This is a genomic window from Symploca atlantica LB2515, from assembly GCF_052546295.1.
Window position 1 is genome coordinate 3,972,697 of the sequence record NZ_JBQWMT010000001.1, and the last position, 18,749, is coordinate 3,991,445.

11 protein-coding genes and 1 pseudogene are annotated in these 18,749 nt (G+C 43.3%); 5 read left to right on the forward strand and 7 right to left on the reverse strand.

Going from position 1 to position 18,749, the window contains the following annotated elements:
• Positions 1–41: 41 nt before the first annotated feature.
• A pseudogene (locus ACT7WV_RS25880) lies at positions 42–569 on the reverse strand (hypothetical protein).
• Between the two features lie 546 nt (positions 570–1,115).
• On the opposite strand from ACT7WV_RS25880, the gene ACT7WV_RS16600 reads away from it, so the two are divergent.
• The gene (locus ACT7WV_RS16600) at positions 1,116–1,637 is read left to right on the forward strand and encodes a hypothetical protein (protein WP_445103938.1); all 522 of its coding nucleotides are present in this window, start codon (positions 1,116–1,118) and stop codon (positions 1,635–1,637) included.
• A 482-nt stretch (positions 1,638–2,119) separates the two neighbouring features.
• Entirely contained in the window at positions 2,120–5,563 is a 3,444-nt protein-coding gene (locus ACT7WV_RS16605) for a DUF4114 domain-containing protein (protein WP_445103939.1), read from the forward strand.
• Between the two features lie 224 nt (positions 5,564–5,787).
• Here the strand turns inward: ACT7WV_RS16605 and ACT7WV_RS16610 are convergent, their stop codons facing one another.
• Complete coding sequence (locus ACT7WV_RS16610) at positions 5,788–6,051, reverse strand: hypothetical protein (RefSeq protein WP_445103940.1); 264 nt, start codon at positions 6,049–6,051, stop codon at positions 5,788–5,790.
• A gap of 192 nt (positions 6,052–6,243) precedes the next feature.
• On the opposite strand from ACT7WV_RS16610, the gene ACT7WV_RS16615 reads away from it, so the two are divergent.
• The gene (locus ACT7WV_RS16615; protein WP_445103941.1) at positions 6,244–10,020 is read left to right on the forward strand and encodes a HEAT repeat domain-containing protein; all 3,777 of its coding nucleotides are present in this window, start codon (positions 6,244–6,246) and stop codon (positions 10,018–10,020) included.
• Between the two features lie 240 nt (positions 10,021–10,260).
• Here the strand turns inward: ACT7WV_RS16615 and ACT7WV_RS16620 are convergent, their stop codons facing one another.
• The gene (locus tag ACT7WV_RS16620) at positions 10,261–11,016 is read right to left on the reverse strand and encodes a DUF4230 domain-containing protein (protein ID WP_445103942.1); all 756 of its coding nucleotides are present in this window, start codon (positions 11,014–11,016) and stop codon (positions 10,261–10,263) included.
• 348 nt (positions 11,017–11,364) lie between these two features.
• Here ACT7WV_RS16620 and ACT7WV_RS16625 point away from each other — a divergent pair, with 348 nt between their 5' ends.
• On the forward strand, positions 11,365–12,354 hold the full coding sequence (locus ACT7WV_RS16625) for a hypothetical protein (RefSeq protein WP_445103943.1): 990 nt from the start codon (positions 11,365–11,367) through the stop codon (positions 12,352–12,354).
• Positions 12,355–12,551: 197 nt separating this feature from the next.
• Here the strand turns inward: ACT7WV_RS16625 and ACT7WV_RS16630 are convergent, their stop codons facing one another.
• From ACT7WV_RS16630 to grxC, 4 genes are all read right to left on the reverse strand, one after another.
• Positions 12,552–13,229: an HAD-IA family hydrolase gene (locus tag ACT7WV_RS16630; protein WP_445103944.1), complete on the reverse strand. Its 678-nt coding sequence runs from the start codon at positions 13,227–13,229 to the stop codon at positions 12,552–12,554.
• 1,467 nt (positions 13,230–14,696) lie between these two features.
• The gene (locus tag ACT7WV_RS16635) at positions 14,697–15,812 is read right to left on the reverse strand and encodes a Gfo/Idh/MocA family protein (RefSeq protein ID WP_445103945.1); all 1,116 of its coding nucleotides are present in this window, start codon (positions 15,810–15,812) and stop codon (positions 14,697–14,699) included.
• 3 nt (positions 15,813–15,815) lie between these two features.
• Positions 15,816–16,793, reverse strand: a complete 978-nt coding sequence (gene gshB / locus ACT7WV_RS16640; protein ID WP_445103946.1) for a glutathione synthase — start codon at positions 16,791–16,793, stop codon at positions 15,816–15,818.
• A gap of 149 nt (positions 16,794–16,942) precedes the next feature.
• On the reverse strand, positions 16,943–17,218 hold the full coding sequence (grxC, locus tag ACT7WV_RS16645; protein WP_445103947.1) for a glutaredoxin 3: 276 nt from the start codon (positions 17,216–17,218) through the stop codon (positions 16,943–16,945).
• Between the two features lie 587 nt (positions 17,219–17,805).
• Between grxC and ACT7WV_RS16650 the strand changes: the two genes are divergently transcribed.
• Positions 17,806–18,705, forward strand: a complete 900-nt coding sequence (locus ACT7WV_RS16650; RefSeq protein ID WP_445103948.1) for an MBL fold metallo-hydrolase — start codon at positions 17,806–17,808, stop codon at positions 18,703–18,705.
• Positions 18,706–18,749 lie beyond the last annotated feature (44 nt).

Sequence of the window (18,749 nt, forward strand, 5' to 3'; positions counted from 1 at the left end):
AAAGCATACCCAACTCCAAACTAGTAGCAAGAGAGCCGCTTTTATCGCCTACCCTCTTTCCACTCTTCTCCACCTGGTAACTGAACTAAATTATCATCAATAATTGCTAGTAAAACCTTTGGCGAATGTTCATACATTAAATCGAGTAACCTCTGAGCAGTTATAATTATCTCGACCCTATCCACCAACTCTGAAAGTTGAAAAGAATTATATGCACCATCGAGAACTTTCGCACTTGCAGAACGAATTGCCGCCTCAATTGCCTCTTCTAGATAAGAATCCCATTGATCTTTAGCGATATAGTAAGATATTTTATTTTCTTTGCGATTTATAAGATTTAATTTTTGAATTTGTCGGAGAGAATCTGAAATTGATGCTGCCCAAAAATTAGTTAAACGCTGCTCAATTTAGTTTTGAATTAAATGAACCAGCATTCTGACCAGAAAAGATTCAAGATTACGGAGGATTGCTTGTTTACTCATTCCCTCTAACTCATCCACAATCACCAAAGCATCTGCATAACGTCCTTCTAAGATGCTAGTTCTTAGGTCGATTAGTTCTTGAGTCATAAATACTACCTTCACAGATAGACGCTGATACGCTGAATATAGCATTCAGTCATCTCAACCTTTTAACCACACTCTAAGACGCTTTGAGTATACACCCAGGGCGTAGTAGATTAAGGAAGAACTTAGCTCCCTCGCCCTTCATGGAGCTAAGGTTGGGGTTAAAACAACTTACAGCAAGATCTGAGTCACTATAAATTTTCTGCGTTTCCTCTTAACTAGCTCAGACTGGCAGAGATCGCGCTGTGTTTAAAGAATTGTTAAGAATACTTAAAGAAAATCCATCTTTAGCTATCAAAGCATATTTGAGCAGTAGCGTGCGGCAATTGTGCTAAATAACCTACTAGGTGATCAAGGTAACTTATGCCAATACTTTAAGAAATTTAGCTGTCAACGCAGGGCAATTCTTGATAGTCCAAATTACTCTTTAGCCACCGACCCAAAAAAAAGAGTTTCCCTTGCCAAAAGTACCTTTTAAGACTATATCTTAAAGAGGTTTGCTCAAGAGCAAACGGAATGAAATGAATGAAATGATTGCAAGGTGAAAACATGGCTAAAAGTAATAAACTTCGCAACATACTAATTGGCGCTGGCGTCGCTGCAGCTGGTGCAGTTGGTACTAAATTTGCAGTAGATTATTTACGCAATCGTGGTAAAGAAGAACCAGTGGATGAAAGCCAGGGAGATTCTGAAGCAACTTCTGATGCGGAAGTAACTTACGTAAGCGTAGAAGCTGATTCCGTACAAGGATTCCTTGATTCCAGCTTTGGTAATCCTGGTCGTTACACACCCAATCGCCCTCCTAAGATTTTTGATTATCAAGGACAACAATACATGGTAATTTGGGCTTTCGATAACGAGAAACAGAAAAATCAAATGTTGGCTTTCCTTTACACAGATGAAGGCCGCAAAATGGTTGCTAGTGTTGGATATACAAATGACAAAACTGACTACAATGTCAACCTATCCAACACACCTTTAGCAGTCGAAGTAAATGGTGAGCAAATCACATCTGGTGAGGGAGAAACCGGCGGAGCAAGTGAAGTTGATTTGGTTCCAGCGGGTGCTTAATTGAAATTTTCTTAACTAAAAATTCTGTAAAGCGTGCTAGGTGGCTTAAATGCCGCCTTTTTTTATTGTAAAACCTAGTCCAGTACGGATCATAAAATTGGCTATTTATCAAGAGGTAAAAAATATTTGCCTTTGAAGTATGGTTCGTTCAGTTAAAAAATCTTCTATATTCGTACTTCTCAAAGAATCTTGTGAGTTTGCCTCCGTAAATTTACCCACATACCGATTACAAGATTTACGTAATTTTATCCTTTCTACACGAAAAAAATGTTTCTAAACTAAAAAATCGATGGCTTTATAATAATCAGAAATTCAAGCATTATGCAGTCTCTGACATTAGTCAGCATCGCTCACTGTATAAATTTTGCTTTTTAATTACAGATTTATATAACTTTTGCCTGTCCCCAATTTTTCTTCTTGATTTTGTCAAATCTCGGCACAAGTACAAAATCTAGTTGCGCCCTTAAACCTACAGCTCTCTCATGACAATTTTTACTATGCAAAACTCTGACTTGTTTAGTACTTTCGGCGAAAATAATTCAGATAAATACGCTGCAATTGGCAGTACTATTTTAACCACAGCTAGTGATGCTAACATCTCTAATACTATTCCCAGCAATGCTCCTACTTTTGTCAACCCATACCCCCTGATTATCAATGAATGGTCGCAAGGAACTAATGGGGGTAAAGAATGGGTAGAATTTCTAATATTAGGCGACGGCAGCAATCCTACAGTCAACATTCAAAATGCCGTATTAGCTGACACGAATCGCGGCATGGCGCGACTACGGTTAAGCGGTTCTGGTTTTGCTAGTTTACCAGTCGGTACTTTTCTAGTAATTTATAATGCCGGAGATCCCGATGATAATCTGTTTCCTAAAACAACCTTCGATCCAGCTAATGGCGACTATAAGCTGCTTATCCCCTCAATCAATGCCACTGGAGATTATGCCATAACGGCTGCTCCCTCAACTACAGGTTTCAATTTTTGGGCATCGGGTACTACTGGAGGAGCATTTGGTAATACTAATCCCGGTGATGTGCCAGTGCTCATGAGTGAAGCAAGCGGCTTCTTCACAGCAGATAGCACACCCTCAAACTATACAACTGCTGATGCCCTAGCCACGTTCTATAATATTCTCCCCAATAATGCCAGTATTCAGACTACTCCACCCTCTCCATCTGTAGGAGGCATTGGGGGTAATGGTACATTCTTGTACTTAGGTCAAGATGCCACAGGTATTACCACTGATAATAACTGGTCTAAAGATACCAATAATGATCCAGCTAACGGCAACAGCAGAACTCCAGGTGAGCCAAATGCCCAAGTTATTATCACCCAAACTGACGGCAGTACCAGCGTAGCGGAAGGCGGTGCCGTTGACCAATATACCATTTTCCTGAGCAGCCAACCGACTGACAACGTGAGCATTGTTATTACTCCAGATGCTCAGCTTGACTTAGGGTCTGGTCAAGGTACAAGCATCACTTTAACGTTTACTATCAAAAATTGGTATCAACCCCAAACAGTGACAGTTCAGGCATTTGATGACTCAGATGCAGAAACTGCTATACACTCTGGCGTTATCACTCATACTGTTACCTCAAATAATCCCAATTCCTTATACAACAGTACCAACAACGTTCCCTTTAAAATTAACGGTGCCTTGGTCACTTCTAGCACCCTCAATGTCAACGTTGAAGACAACGAAAATTTCACTGTAGTTACTTCAATTACTCCGGCTGAACCCAACTCCACCAATGCAGCTACGGTAGATTTCACCGTTATTTTTAGCGATGATGTTAGTGGGGTGGATCAAACAGACTTTGTTCTAGCACCCACCAACATAACCGAAGCTTCAATTGCCTCAGTTACTCCCATCAGTGGTAACACCTACACCGTAACCGTGAACACTGGTGAAGGGGAGGGTTCGCTGGGATTAAATCTGGTAGATGATAACTCCATCAACAATAACTTAAACCTGGCGTTAGGCGGCGTTGCTGTCAACGATGGTGACTTTACTGGAGAACTCTACACCATCGACACTGTATCTCCTGTAGTGGGAGTTACTCCCTTTACTACCAGCGACAGCACGCCGCCATTAACAGGTGTTGTTGATGACCCCACTGCCACAGTAACAGTCAGTGTTAACGACACTAATTACACCGCTACCAATGACGGTGATGGCACTTGGACTTTACCAGATGATACTATTGGCTCTATTTTGACCGATGGCACCTATGAAGTTGAAGTTACTGCTACTGACAGCTTAGGCAATTTTGGCACTGATGCTTCAATTAATGAACTCGTGATCAATCCGGCTGCGCCTGCGGTGAGTGTGGATAGTTTGAGTACTAACGACAGTGAGCCACAAATAACAGGTACAGTCGATGATACCACCGCCATAGTAGAGGTAACTGTTGATGGCACCAGCTACAGTGCGACTAACAACGGTGACGGTACTTGGACTTTAGAGGATAATCTGGCCCCTAGCTTAACGGAAGGCATCTATGAGGTGGAAGTTACTGCCACTGACAGCTTAGGTAATTTCGGCACTGATGGCACTACTAATGAATTAATTATTGAAGTCAACGATACTCCCAGCTTTACCAGTCCCCCGATTACTAGCGCAACGGAAGATATCCCCTACACCTACAACATCAATATCACGGATCCTGAAGCTGAGGATCTTCTGGACATAACCGCCCTAACTCTACCTACTTGGCTCAACTTGATTGACAACGGCGATCGCACTGCTAGTTTAACAGGTACTCCCACCAGTGATGACCTCGGTGAGCAAACTGTTGAGTTAGAAGTCCAAGATGCTAGTGGTAACAAAAGCACTCAATCTTTTTCAATTATCGTTGCTGGCATGAGTGATGACTTACTGACATCACAAACGCTTAGTCTCAAAGATAATCAGGTTTTTGAAATTGTTGGTAACTCCTCTCCAGCTAAACTCAAATTTACCCTAATTGAGAATCAGGCAGAGAATGTTAACGAGATTGGATTGTTTACGGTCGATGACAACGAAGGTTCAATTAACGGTATACTTCCGGGAAAACCTGGTTATTTAGCACAAGCCCTTAACCGAGGAAAAGTAATCTTCTCGGCTCTTGCCAATCCTTCAGGGTTTGCTAATCCCACTCGTATCTTAGAAGGATTTGACACTGGCGATCGCTTAGGTTTTTACCTAGTGCCAAACAGTAGTACAGACAGCGTAGTAACTGACTTAGCTGCTGGGAAGACTCCGACCAAGGTGTTTTTGGGTTTAGTTGGTGCCAATGAAGGTAGTTTAAACTATTTGCAGACTTCAGAACTAGATGAGAAGAGCATAAACCTCAATTGGGAAGATCAGCTAGGTGGCGGTGATGCTGACTTCAATGATCTCGTAATGACAGTTGAACTAACGCAAGAGTCTCCCAGGCTAGGAACAAAGCTTCAAAGCCAGCAGAAACGAGAAATCATTGATATTCGTGAACTGAGGAGTCAGGTATCTGCTGAGTTGATAGTTAACAGCCAAGCCGCCTTTGATAATTTTGTTGGTCTGTATTGGGTTGATAATCAAGAAGGTCAAGTTGGTCAGCTACTGCCTGGTGATGATGATTATGCCAAAGCCGCTATTCAAAGAAGTCTATGGGAATTTGACCGCAACGGCATGTCCTCAGTAAACTTGGAGCCAGGGGCTATTTTAGTACCGTACCTCATTGCTGATGCGACCTCTGACGAGTTTCTTGCTCAAAACTCCAGCAATCAGCAAGAGACTGACATCTCAGCTTACTTTCCTTACTTAGAAGCTAACCCAGATGGAATTGACCACATCCGCCTGTTAGGAGACAACACCTTCGGGTTTGAGGATCTATTTGGAGGCGGTGACCAAGACTTTAACGATATGGTGTTTCAGGTTAATTTAACTGCTATCTGAAAGTTTCTATTATTATCCACTGAACTTTGGCAAATGTTTGATAGCTTGCTCACATTGATATTGCCAAGACGAAGAAAAATTTCGATTATCTTAAAATAAATGCGATCGCTGCTAGCGAGAGAATCTAGAAGGCATCTTTAAAACTGTATTCCAGACTGAGATATTTGATAACCGCCAGCAGCAGAGTCTCAGCATCTTAGGTGCAACTGGAAGAAGTTTAATCATTACAGTGCAATTGATGCCAGCTTCCTAGGGGATTGTACAGCACGAGCTCCAGCCGGCTCTCGATGGTCAGGGCTCCCTAGGCTATCTGGTGGTGCAGGTACTGAGTAAGTTTGTCGATTGAAGCTGAGCTGAAAGTGCGGTAAATGAGTATTGTTAACCTGTGAGTCTGTAGCTAGTTGGCTGGATTGAGCCTGTGTTACTTGTTGTCCAAAGCCTGTAGTCAACAAGATTGCGGTTAGTGGTGCCAAGTACTTAAAGTTCATGAGTAACTCCTGTATCGTTTAATCTTTGGTAGTCTCGGATGGGAATCATCCTTGTATATATTCATCAAACTCGGTCAATGCTCCAGATAACGATTGGGATTGCTTGAGTTGTGCTTGACTTCTTAAGTGCCGATCTTTACTTGAGTGAAAAGAAAGTCGATATGATGTGAGCAAATGTCTGTTGATTAAGCTATGTCGCGGTCAGTCAGAGTTGCTCCAGAGTGCATTGCCACAATTAAACTGGCTCTGAGGAGTCATGGCTTTCCTAGCCAAAATTCTCTGGCTATAGAGCTAGGCATCTCTCGCACCACCACCACCAGGTTTTTTACCGGGAAACCGGTTGATTATTTAAACTTTGTGGAAATCAGCGAAAAATTGGGCTTGGACTGGCAAGCGATCGCTTACATTGAAGAAGAAATATCTCCAGAAGCAGGTTCGCCTCCTCCAGAGCCTCAAACGCCTCAACAGATTGATTTAGACATCGATTGGCGGCAAGTTGCCTCTCGGATGCTAGAAGCTCAAAATCAGGGGCGTCTGACTACTAATCCCCTAACGACTGGGGATGGAGTAGCCTTTGAACTAGATGAGATTTATGTACCCTTGGGACTAGTGGAACGCAAGCAGCGAGTGCGGCGTAGTAGCGATGTTTTCCCAGAACAGGGTTCGCAGTTATATGTCTGGGCAGATTTTGTTTCTAGTCAGGATGAAGTTAACCAGACTTTTAGACAAGAAGAGTTTTTTGAGCAAGTTTTACGCCAGGGACATAGCCGCAAAATTGCCATTTTGGGAGAACCAGGTGCTGGAAAAACTACACTTTTACAGAAGATTGCAGCCTGGGTGATCAACCACACCTCTGATGTGCCAATTTGGATTTCTTTGGCAGACTTGCAAGAGAAAACCCTGGAGGAGTACTTGCTTCAGGATTGGCTGAAAGCTGCTACCCGAAAGGTACGCATCACAGAAACCATGCAGGAAGCTCTCGGCGATTTGTTTAACAGTGGACGGGTATGGCTGCTGTTAGATGCGGTTGATGAGATGGTGATGGGGTCAACTACAGGGGGAGAACCTCTACAAGCAATTGCTAAACAGTTAATGGGTTGGGTAGCAGATGCCAGAGTCGTGCTTACTTGTCGGCTCAATGTTTGGGATGCAGCGAAGAATGCTCTAGAAGCCTTTGATACCTATCGCAATTTAGACTTTAGCTATGGGGATGCCCAAACACCGGATCAGGTAGGACAATTTATTCGTAGTTGGTTTAAGGACAAACCAGCACTAGCTGAGCAGTTGAGAAGCCAGTTAAATCAACCAGGATTAGAGCGGATTAAGGATGCAGTTAAAAATCCTCTGCGCTTGGCACTGTTGTGTCGTACTTGGGCTCTAGCACAAGGAGAATTGCCTAATACTAAAGCAGGACTTTACCAGCAGTTTGCCGAAGCACTTTATGAATGGAAACAAGACAGATTTCCTACAACTTTAACCGAGCGGCAACAGTTGAACAAGGCATTAGGGGAATTGGCGATCCGAGCACTCACTCAAGAAAAAACTAAATTCCGATTGCGCCATAGTCTCGTTGGTTCAGTGTTGGGTAAGCCAGATGAAGGTTTGTTTGATTTGGCACTCCAGTTAGGCTGGTTAAATCAAGTAGGAGTGGCGGCAGAAGCAAAACACTGGGGTGAAAAGCTCTACGCTTTCTATCATCCCACATTCCAAGAATATTTTGCAGCCCAAGCGATTGAAGATTGGCAGTTTTTCTTCAATCACAAGTTTGGGAGTGGGCCAGATTTTTCATCTCCTATTCTTGGTATTCCCCTTCCCTGGGAAGGCACTTACCGCATTTTTGAATCCCAGTGGAGAGAGGTTATTTTACTCTGGCTGGGACGCAAAAATGTGGCAAGAAAGTGTAAGGAAGAGTTTATTAAAGCGCTGTTGGAGTTTGACGATGGGTGTGGAGAATTTTGTTTTAATGGCTATAGATACAAGGGATTTTATGAGTATCGAGCCTATTTTTTAGCTGCTGCGGGAATTGCCGAGTTTGCTGATTGTAGCCAAAGTGACGAAATTATTGCAGAACTTATCAAGTGGGGGTTTGGTGATTTTGAGGCAGCCAAACAGGAGTGGGTGAAGTTTTTTGATTTGATTGAGAAGGCAGCTAGAGCAACATTACCAGAAACAAATCGTAGCAAGGTAATTAAGGCGTTAGTGCGCTTGCTTCAGTTAACTGAAGATGGATACACTCGTTGGTTAGCAGTTTATCAATTAGGGAAAATTGGCACAGGTAACCCAGACGCGATCACAGCTTTGGAGCAGCTTTTAGAAGTTCCCGAAGATGAATCTATTCGTTGGCAAGCGGCTGATAGTTTAGGAAGAATTGACCACGGAAATCAAAAAGCGATCACTGCTTTAGTAGAAATGATTGCCTCAACAGAAAGTGAATACATCCGCTGGCAAGCAGCTGATAGTTTAGGGAAGATTGGTACAGAAAATCCAGAAGCGATCGCAGCTTTAGAGCAACTGGTGGAATCGACGAAAAATGAATCTATCCGTAGGCGAGCAACCTATAGCTTAAGGAAAATTGACGCAAACTCTCAAGAAATTATCTCTGTTTTAGTACCACCAAGCGAATCTTTTGAAGAGCAATTAATTCCTAGGCAAGCGGTTGATAGTTTAGAAATAATTAGCACTGTTAACCCAGAGGCGATCGCCGCTTTAGTCCAACTGCTGGAGTCCACTCAGGATGAAGAAACCCTTTGGCTAGCAGCCTATAGTCTCGGAGAAGTTGCTATGGGTAATCATCAAGCGATCAGGGCATTAGTGCAACTGCTGGAGTCTACTGACAATGAATCAACCCGCAGACAAGCGGCTGATAGTTTAGGAAAAATTGGTGCGGGCAATCCCAGAGCAATTTCTGCTTTAGTACAATTAGTTGACTCAATTGAGGATGAATCAACCCGCAGGCGAACAGCTGATAGTTTAGGAAAAATTGGTGCCGGCAATCCTACAGCAATCTCTGCTTTAGTTAAACTACTTTATTCGACTAATAATGAATATACTCGTGAACAAGCTGCCTATAACTTAGGGAAAATTGGCTCTAAGAACCCTAGTGCAATTATGGCACTAATGCAATTGATTGATACAACTGTAGATAAATATACCTCTAGGCAAGCAGCTGATAGTTTAGGAAAAATTGACCCTGGGAACGAAACAGCGATCGCTGCTTTAGTGCAACTGATCCAGTCTCTTAAAGATGAGTCTATTGGTTGGCAAGCAGCTGATAGCTTGAAAAAGGTTTTACGTAAAGAACAGTTAAATCGTATTATTGTTGCCTTAAAAGACGACTTATCGGATGAAATATATAAAAATGAAGCTCAGCGATTTTATCAGTGTTACGAACTCATCTGGTACTGCGCCCAAACTATGAGCTATCCAGACTTTTATCAGGCTTGGCATACTCAAGATATTTCTGATTATTCACCAGATTTAATAGAAACCACTATTGTTGGTTTCACCACCTTAAACCACAACCTTAACCCTGCGGAATTACCTCAGAGTCTGGCAGTTGCACTTCGCAACTATCCCAGCTTGAGCGAAAATATTCAACTAATTTGTATAGATGGCAGTAAGTTTATTGATCGTGATAATCCTGCCGCCAAAATTTATACAGAAATGGTTAAGGGCGGCTGCCTGAGGTGTGATGATGGTATACCTAAAACAATGACAGAACTACAAGCTTATTGGGATCTCTTAGAGAGTGATAAACGTGTCATTTTACTCTTCCATGACAGTACATCCATCCAGCAAGGTGGAGTAGGGTTTAGCAAGAAATTCCTAGAGGCTTTGAGTAAGTTTGATGGGGCAATTTGTGTGATTACTGCTCAACCTCTTAACAACATTCCTTTGCAGTTCTTTGACCCCAAGCAACCAATTGCTGAGGTAGTGCAATGGTTGAATAGGTTGGCACCGGAGAGATAATCAAACATGATAAGCTATCTAAGAAACAGTCACCTTTTAATCAAAGTTCCAGGGCTGAGTTTCTAAGTAAAATCCTTGAGAGCTTCTTGCCAATTTCAAACACATATCGTTGCTTCAAAGTGCTGTAATATGTGTTTAAAATTGGTTGTCATAACTACAACCTCATCAAAGTTCTTTCTTTGATAAATTGCTTGAGTTACGAGGATGACATCACCAGGTTGAATGCTAAAGTGTTAATTTTTAAATTCCAGGCTGCCCTACACCTAAACTTTGTTCCTGTGTTCCTGGTGAAGCACAAGTACCCGGTGGAGGTGCTTGAGTCGTCACGTTGACTTGCTTATAACCTGTAGTATTTAATAATTGTGTGATCACAATCTGCGCTCGGTCATTTGCCTTTTCTAGCAAACCCTCTCGACAGGCAGCAGCAGTAATTTTTTTGAGCGTTTCTTGTTGGGCTAAGATTTGCAATTGAGGCGCTACATCAGGGCCAAAACTCAGAAAACCTCGGTCATAATCGTATACCTGAGAACGAGTTACGTCAATCTTGCTATCAAGCATACGAGGCGCTGGTAGCCGGAGCTCAACAGTATCACCGAGTACCCTCACGTTTTCGGGTTTTAATTCTCCCAAGTCAACACCAGCCCGCACCTCACCATAAGCAATATAGAGCAGTGTTGTTCTACCAACAGAATAGCCTCCTAATCTTCTCTCCTGACTAGTAGGAACAACCGCCTCCATGCTAAAAACAGAAGTCGTCAGCTCACTCACTCCACGAACTTGATTAACTACCACGGAGCGTACATCAACTTGCGGTTTTGCTGGTGGTGCATTGAAAATCTGATTAATTCCGTCAAAAAAGCGGGCTCCAGAACGCCAAACGCCAATGCTGAAAAACAATGTCGCTAATACAGCACCGCTTGTGGTGAGCAGCATCATATTTCTGAGCAACCAAGAAGTGATGTTGGTAATCTGAGGTCTTTGGAACTGATCGCGCATGTTTTTGTACTCCTCTCGTGCAGGCTTTACTGGCGTCAAGGGTGGTTGAGATGGGATATGGTTGATGATCTACTGATAGCATGGCGCAAGTGTCCATGGCTTGGTAGCGAGCGTGTCACCGTCTTTATAATATGTCTTCTCTGGAAAAATGAGCTGCTTAACTCGTACCATCGATGACTCCCTAGTTGACATTAGCCGCGTATTTGAGCTCACCTGATCAACTTTCAGCAAATACTAAATTTCCCCAGATGTTGATAGCAGCGGATAGCATGACATACTTTGAAGAGAGTAATAATTTAAATGTCGGTTAACAATTCTGTTAAAAGAGATTACAACTGAGGACTGCTAATGAGTTCAAAGTTAGTCAAACAAGCTATCAGGTTATTGCTCGGAGGCGCGGTACTCAGCGCTAGCCTTTGGACAATGCCCGTCAAAGCCCAGCAAGTGTCTGATGCCCAAGTAGCCGCACTTGTAGAAGCACTACGATTAGCGGCACCGCAAACTGGCACTGAGAACGACGGTTTGTATAGTGATTGGCAAATCAAGCCGGAGAATATCCCCCGTTGGTCTAAACAATGTATTGGACAGGAACTTACGCCCAGGCAGTTTGAAGCTCGCCCAATAACCGCCCGTGAAATTCTCGTATGCGTGATGCGTAATGTCTTTAAGGATCAGTACAGTGCCAGTGGTAACAATGAGTCTGTTGCAGTGCAGCGTGCAGCTTCCTGGTGGATGACTGGTGATGCTAGTCGCTATAGTAACCCACCTAATGATTACACCCGATCTTATATCCAGAAAGTTGCGCAATTCTACCAGCAACAGCGTAACAGTGCAGGGACTCAGCAGCCTGACACTCCCTCTCAGCCAACAGCAGCCCAACCCTCGGAACAGCCGGCAGCTCCCAAGCCTCAAACCAGAACACGCTCATCAGCCAACAGCCCGGTTTCCGATGCCCAAGTAGCGGCACTGGTGGAAGCACTGCGACTAGCAGCACCACAAACTGGGACTGAAAACGACGGTCTTTACAGTGAGTGGCAAATCAAACCGGAAAATATTCCTCGTTGGTCTAAACAATGCACCGAAAAGGAACTAACACCAACGCAATTTGAAGCCAGTCCTGTAACTGCCCGTGCAATTTTGGTGTGTGTGATGCGCGATGTACTTGGTGAGCAGTACAATGCCAGTAGCAATGATGAGTCCGTCGCCGTACAACGTGCAGCTTCCTGGTGGATGACTGGCGACCCGAATCAATACAGTAGTGGTTCAACTGCTGCTTACACCAATAAAGTTTTGGGTTTTTACAAGCAGTCACAACTGAAGTTCTTTTCTCATATCTAAAATCTAAAGGTAGCTGGGGGCTAAAACCCCCCGGAAAGATTTCACGGCGCGCGTTCTACATCAGGAGATAAATGAAGAACAAGGGACAAGGGAGATCAGGGGGCAAAAAATCGCCGAACAGCTCAAATCATCGCCCAACTAGGCAACGCCTTACGGTGTAAATACAGAGAATAGGTGAGAGCTGTTCCTGCTCGGTTTTAATCGAATGCTGGCAACTGCCACAACTGCGGCTCAAAGTCAGCCAAAGAATTAAGGACTTGGTGAGCTTGTCCATATAGTTGTTTATCCATCTCATGGTCAGGAACAACAACGACGGACATTCCCGCCGCTAAAGCAGCTTCCATACCTGCTAAGGAATCTTCAAGCACTAAACACTGCTCAGGTAAGGTTCCTAGGCGCTGTGCGGCAATCAAGAAAGTATCAGGTGCTGGTTTGCCTTGGTTAATAGCGGGGTCATCACCTCGCACAATACATTCAAACAAGGCAAACCATTCCTGATGATGAGTAGTTTTTAGTTCAAAGGGACGACGGGCAGAACTGGTTGCTACTGCTTGAGGAATTTGATACTGATAGAGATGTTGGGTTAAGCGAACCGCACCTGGAAGTGGTTTTGCTTGGGGATATAACTCATAAATCAGTGCGTTTCTCTCTTCAAGATAGCCCTCGGCAGTTAAAGGCAACTCTAACATATCAACGATAATCTGCGCTGAATCTAGGGCGTTTCTTCCGGCTATCTTTAATTTAACTGAATTGTCAAAAGTTTTGCCGTAGCGGCTAGCCATCTGACGATTAACCTGTGCATGTAAAGATTCTGTTCCGAGCAGTAAACCGTCCAAATCATAGATAACGTGAGTAATTTTTTTGAAGGTTGACATATTGCATCCGAAGCTATTGACTTGATCAGTCTTAACTAGACGAAAAATCTGATATTAAAAATACTATAGAACTGATAGTTAGGCAGTTGAACTATTTTGTAAGTTCCTGCCAAGATGCTGTACCCCAGAAACCTAATGTCGGGAATGCACTAGCTCTTTGAAAAAAATAATAGTTAACATTCAAGCAACGCAGGAACCTTGACAAACCCCTGAAGTGAGATCGAGAAATATCAAAACTTATGTGTCAAACTCGAACCCGACTGGCATAAAGCACTGCTAGTTAGAATGCATAAGCTCTCTATTTCCCAAGTGCCGCGAAAACAGTATGGTTGTGACTACCTCAATGCACAACTTGCATTTCTAACCACTTCAACCCCAAGATACAAGATGCTTAGGGTTACTTCTCAATCATCCTATCCTACTAGCCAAATTAGTAAATGTATACCAATAAAATAGGGTCATTGAGTAGGGCGTGACTAGCTTTTGAGGAGATCTCAGAGAAATGGTGATTGAGAAGAATATTTCCTGACATCAAAGAAAGACTAGTAGCTAAAAGCCGATCTTTAACAATTAAGTAGTATCAAATACTTTTGAACAGATAGACTGTAAACTGAGATAGATGTAGGTTGGGAAGAATGCACAGGCGTCAACGGTGGTCTCTTGGTCGGGAGTTGAAAAGCTTGCGGGGTAGATTTGGAAGCAAACACCCGTGTCCTACTATTGCTGTCTGAGCGGTTCGCTTTTTTTTCTACACCCACCTACTTAGTCAGTTGTAAAAAGTTTCTAAGGTTCACTCAGTAAAAGTAAGACTGAGTAGATTGATCTGCTTCAGGTTTTTCTAAGAAATTAGAAGCTGTAGACGAAGCTAAATTTTGGTTTGCTTAAATATGATCGAGGAGATATTAGGTAAAGCAGAGGATTGGAATTTTGTGTGCCAATGTGATCATCACAATAAGTGCCAGATCCTTCCTCAGCAAAAAACAGAAAGATGGAAGTTGCAGTTAGTAGCAGACAGATGGGTGCTAATCGTAGGTGATATCCCTCAAATTAGTCTTCGCCCTGATGAAGCACTTGTCTTTCTAAAGAGTCATCGCTCCCATAACGGCCATTGTCGGTCGGCAGGACTTGAGAACAAGTTGGTAAAGTGAGTTTAATTGAGCGGTGACAAGATACTCACTTAATGTAGCCTTACTGAACTTAAATCAGTATAACTTATTGGGTATCAGGCTGGCTATTAAGCTAAGGTTATGAAACTCTCTCATTTTTTTGAGAGAGCTTGTTTTTTCCTGGGAATTCGTGCTTCTTGAGGTGATTATTTTCTTGATTTTTAAACCATAAAAGAGACTGGTTACATTGCTAAATGGTTAATGAAAAACTGAGGTTATAAGCCAGATTCTGGTATTAAAAGCTCAATTTTACATTTTCCATTTGCCCTCACCAATTTTCTCTTCTGAGCGGTCAAGCACACTAAACGCTACCAGCGAGAAACTCTGATAAATTCGGTACTTCTACCCAGCTAGCTGTTTCATGGGATTGATGGGTCAAATCCATCAACAACTGCGAATAAACCCCTTCTCGTAGTGAAGGCGTCATGACGTTACCCGTGTCAATTCCTTGTACCCATTGGTCAACAACCCGGATAAAAGGTGCCAGACGTCCATCAGTATAAACTTGAGGGAATGCTAGACGTTTGGGTATTTCCACAGGGGCTAACGCTTTACCTGCGGGTGCTGCCAAAAGCTGAAACCCATGCACATAGTCCTTTTGATTGTCGCTACCCAAAACTAAAGTACCAGCGTCGCCGTAGACCTCAACAAAGTGTCCTCTTCCTTGATAGGCCACAGAACTAAGGCAAAATTGACAGGGAGTGCCATCGGCTAACTCTAGCATTAGTAGACAAGTATCATCAGCATCCACAGGCTTCAATGTACCACCCATATTGGGGTCTGGTCGTTCTGGAATGGCTGTACTCAACTGCGCGCATAAGCGACGCACTGGGCCAAACAACCAATTAATGTAATCAAAAGCGTGAGAGGCAACAGCTCCTAAGGCACCTCCTCCCTTGTCTTTTTGAGCATACCAATTCCAGGTACGTTGAGGGTCAGCACGGCTTGATACTAGCCAGTCAATTTTGACCAGGCGCTTTTGTCCCACATAGCCTTCTGCCAGATATTCTGCTAGTAGCTGCCACGCTGGAACAAAGCGAAACTCAAAATCTGGCATCGCCGCCACACCCACATCTGCGGCTAGTCGGTAGAGTTCCCGTGTCTCCTCTGCTTTAAGGGTCATCGGTTTTTCCAGCAAGAGATGCTTTCTCGCTTGTAGCACTTTTTTTGCCATTTCATAGTGAAGAAATGGCGGTGTTGAAATGCTTACAGCTTTAACCTCTGGTAGTGCTAGGAGATCTTCAAGGCGATCGCCAGCATGGGGAATATTATAGGTATTGGCAATTGCTTTTGCTTTGGCAATATCTCGGTGATAAATAGCAGCTACTTGGGTTCGAGGATGAGCCTGAAAGCCAGGAATATGAATTTTTTGGCCAAACCCTGTGCCAACAATTGCTACACCAATATCATTATTCATTATTCAATAGCCATTGATCCGTTTGGTTTGTTCTACCCAGGCAATTACTTCTTTACCCAAGCAAGTATTATTTAATCTGTCAATCTCGCGGATGCCAGTGGGGCTAGTTACATTAACTTCTGTAAGGTAGCCCCCAATTACATCAATGCCAACAAAATACAAGCCATCCTGCTTAAGCTTTGGACCAACAATAGCGCAGATTTTCTGTTCTTGGGGAGTAATCTCAGTGGCAGCAACTCTACCACCTACAGCCATGTTGCCGCGAAATTCTTTGCCTGTAGGAATGCGATTTACAGCTCCAATTGGTTCGCCATTGAGTAGAATAATCCTCTTGTCTCCCTCTTTGGCAGCACTCAGATAAGCTTGAACCATTACTGGCTCACGACCGCGAAATGTACTTACCTCCACTAGCGAATTAAAGTTGCGGTCATTGGGTTCTAGAAAGAGAATTCCCTCTCCTGCTTTGCCCCCCAATGGTTTGAGAACTGCTGCCCCTTGTTGCTCAACAAATTTTTGGATAAAGAGCTTATCTTGGCTGACAATTGTCTCTGGAATTACTTCCTTAAACTGAAGGGCATACATTTTTTCGTTGGCTGCCCGTAGCCCTGATGGCTTATTAATCACCAGAGTTTTGTCTGGATTAACGTAATCCAAGATATAAGTGGCATACAGATAAGGTATCGTCACTGGTGGGTCTGTCCGCAGGAAAACAGCATCCATTTCCTCCAGTGGTCGTAATACAGTTTCTGCAATAGCGTACCACTGCTCATCTACCATCCAGCGTCCCTCAACCAGTTGAGCTGGTTTAAGCTGCATTCGCTCCACAAGAGCCCATGCTTGAGAGTTAACAACACTCAACTTTTCTGCCTGAGTCGCCCAAACTTCATGACCTAGAGCCTGTGCTGCTTCCATAAGAGCAACACTAGTATCATGGCCAGGGTCAAGCTTGGAGATGGGGTCAATGATGAAAGCAAATTTCACGCCGGAAATCCTTTAAATCGTTGGACGAGCGCTCGGAGCGTTTTCTCCATTAAACCGCCAAAAGGTGATTAGTTTTCAAGGCTAGACCATCGATTATCCCGCCGATTGTAGTAGCCGCAGCCAAAAGCGTCCCTTACGATATACTGAGGTCAGTTAGCTGCTGCTCCTTCTTGAAGAAGAGGGTCTAATTTTCCCTGGGCTTCAAGGGCATATAGATCATCACAGCCACCAATGTGTCGGTCATTGATGAAAATCTGCGGTAGAGAGCGACCCCCTCTGGCTCGTTGAGCCATCTGAGTCCTTGCTTCCTCATCGCCATCAATGCAGTATTCAGTAAAAAGAGTGTCCTTTTCTTCGAGCAAGGCTTTTGCACGCAGACAAAAGGGACAACTGCTCCAGGTGTAGATTTCGACGTTTGCTTTCATGGTGTCCTTACGTTTTCAGCAATATTTCTTAAATTTTACCTTTCTGACGATGGTAGCCGTCACGGCTCATTGTTAAGAGTAATAGTTAAGGACAACATAATATTTAGGTATGTATTTTTGTTCTGTAAAGGGCAAGACATCTCTGGCTCAAAACTGTTAACCTTTTGATAAATATAAGCACTGCGAGAGTTGGATAACTCTCAACTCGTGCATCCTACAAAAAGGGATTGGCATCTCTGATGAGAGTTACGAATCCGAAACTTATAGGGGAGCTATTGCTTTGTAAAATTATCGCAGTTGACAACGATAGATAGATTGCCTCTACAGAAAAGTAGTTGTGAAAAACACTCAAATCTAAGAAACTGACTTATCTTGAATTTATCAATTGCCCTTTGTCACTGCTAGTTAGACTTTCGTTGTGAGAAAATTTGCTATACCAAGCAAAAAAGCGCTGGTCTATGGCTGGAAAATCTTCCACTAGGGAAATTTTGCTTAAGTAAAAGCTAGAAATCAAAGATCCGGTCAAACCTTACTAACTTGGTAATACTTACTGATGGACTGCCTAAAAATGCCTGGAAGGAAAAATTATGTTTAATAAGAACAACTTATTCACAATTCAGTTTTGGGGAGTCCGAGGAAGTATTGCCTGTCCAGGACCAGACACTGTTAGGTACGGAGGTAATACACCTTGTATAGAAATGAAGGTTGGTGGTGAACGTCTAATTTTTGATGGTGGCACAGGTTTAAGGGTTCTAGGTCAATCTTTGTTATCGCAGATGCCGGTGGAAGCCCATATGTTTTTTACCCATTCTCACTGGGATCACATTCAAGGCTTTCCTTTCTTTGTCCCTGCTTTTGTTAAGGTAAATCAGTTCCACATTTACGGAGCGATCGCACCCAACGGTTCGACAATTAAGCAGCGCCTCAGTGACCAGATGCATCATCCCAATTTTCCAGTCCCCTTGCAAGTTATGCAAGCTGATTTAAAATTCTACGACGTGGAAATTGGCGAAAATATCGCCGTTGGCGAGATTACGGTGGAAAATACTCGACTCAACCATCCAGGAGAAGCGATTGGCTACCGTGTTAACTGGCGAGGGCTTTCAGCAGCCTATATTACTGACACAGAACATTTTGCTGATGGCTTAGATCAAAATGTTCTGTGGTTAGCGCGCAATGCTGACGTGATAATTTACGACGCCACTTACACTGATGAAGAATATTACTCAGAAAGTTCGAGTAAAGTAGGTTGGGGACACTCTACCTGGCAGCAAGCAGTTAGAGTCGCTAAAGCAGCTAAAGTCAAACAATTGGTCATTTTCCACCACGATCCTCTTCATAACGATAATTTTCTTGATCGAGTTTCCGAAGAAGCTCAAGCTCAATTTCCCAACACGCTGATTGCTCGTGAAGGTATGACAATTCAGCTATTGGAGCCTTCTGCAGCCAATCCAATTCCCGACGAAGAGGAAAAAATTTCGGTATAAGCTCCTTGCCCTTAGATTAAGCTTTACCGAAAGTAACCATCTTG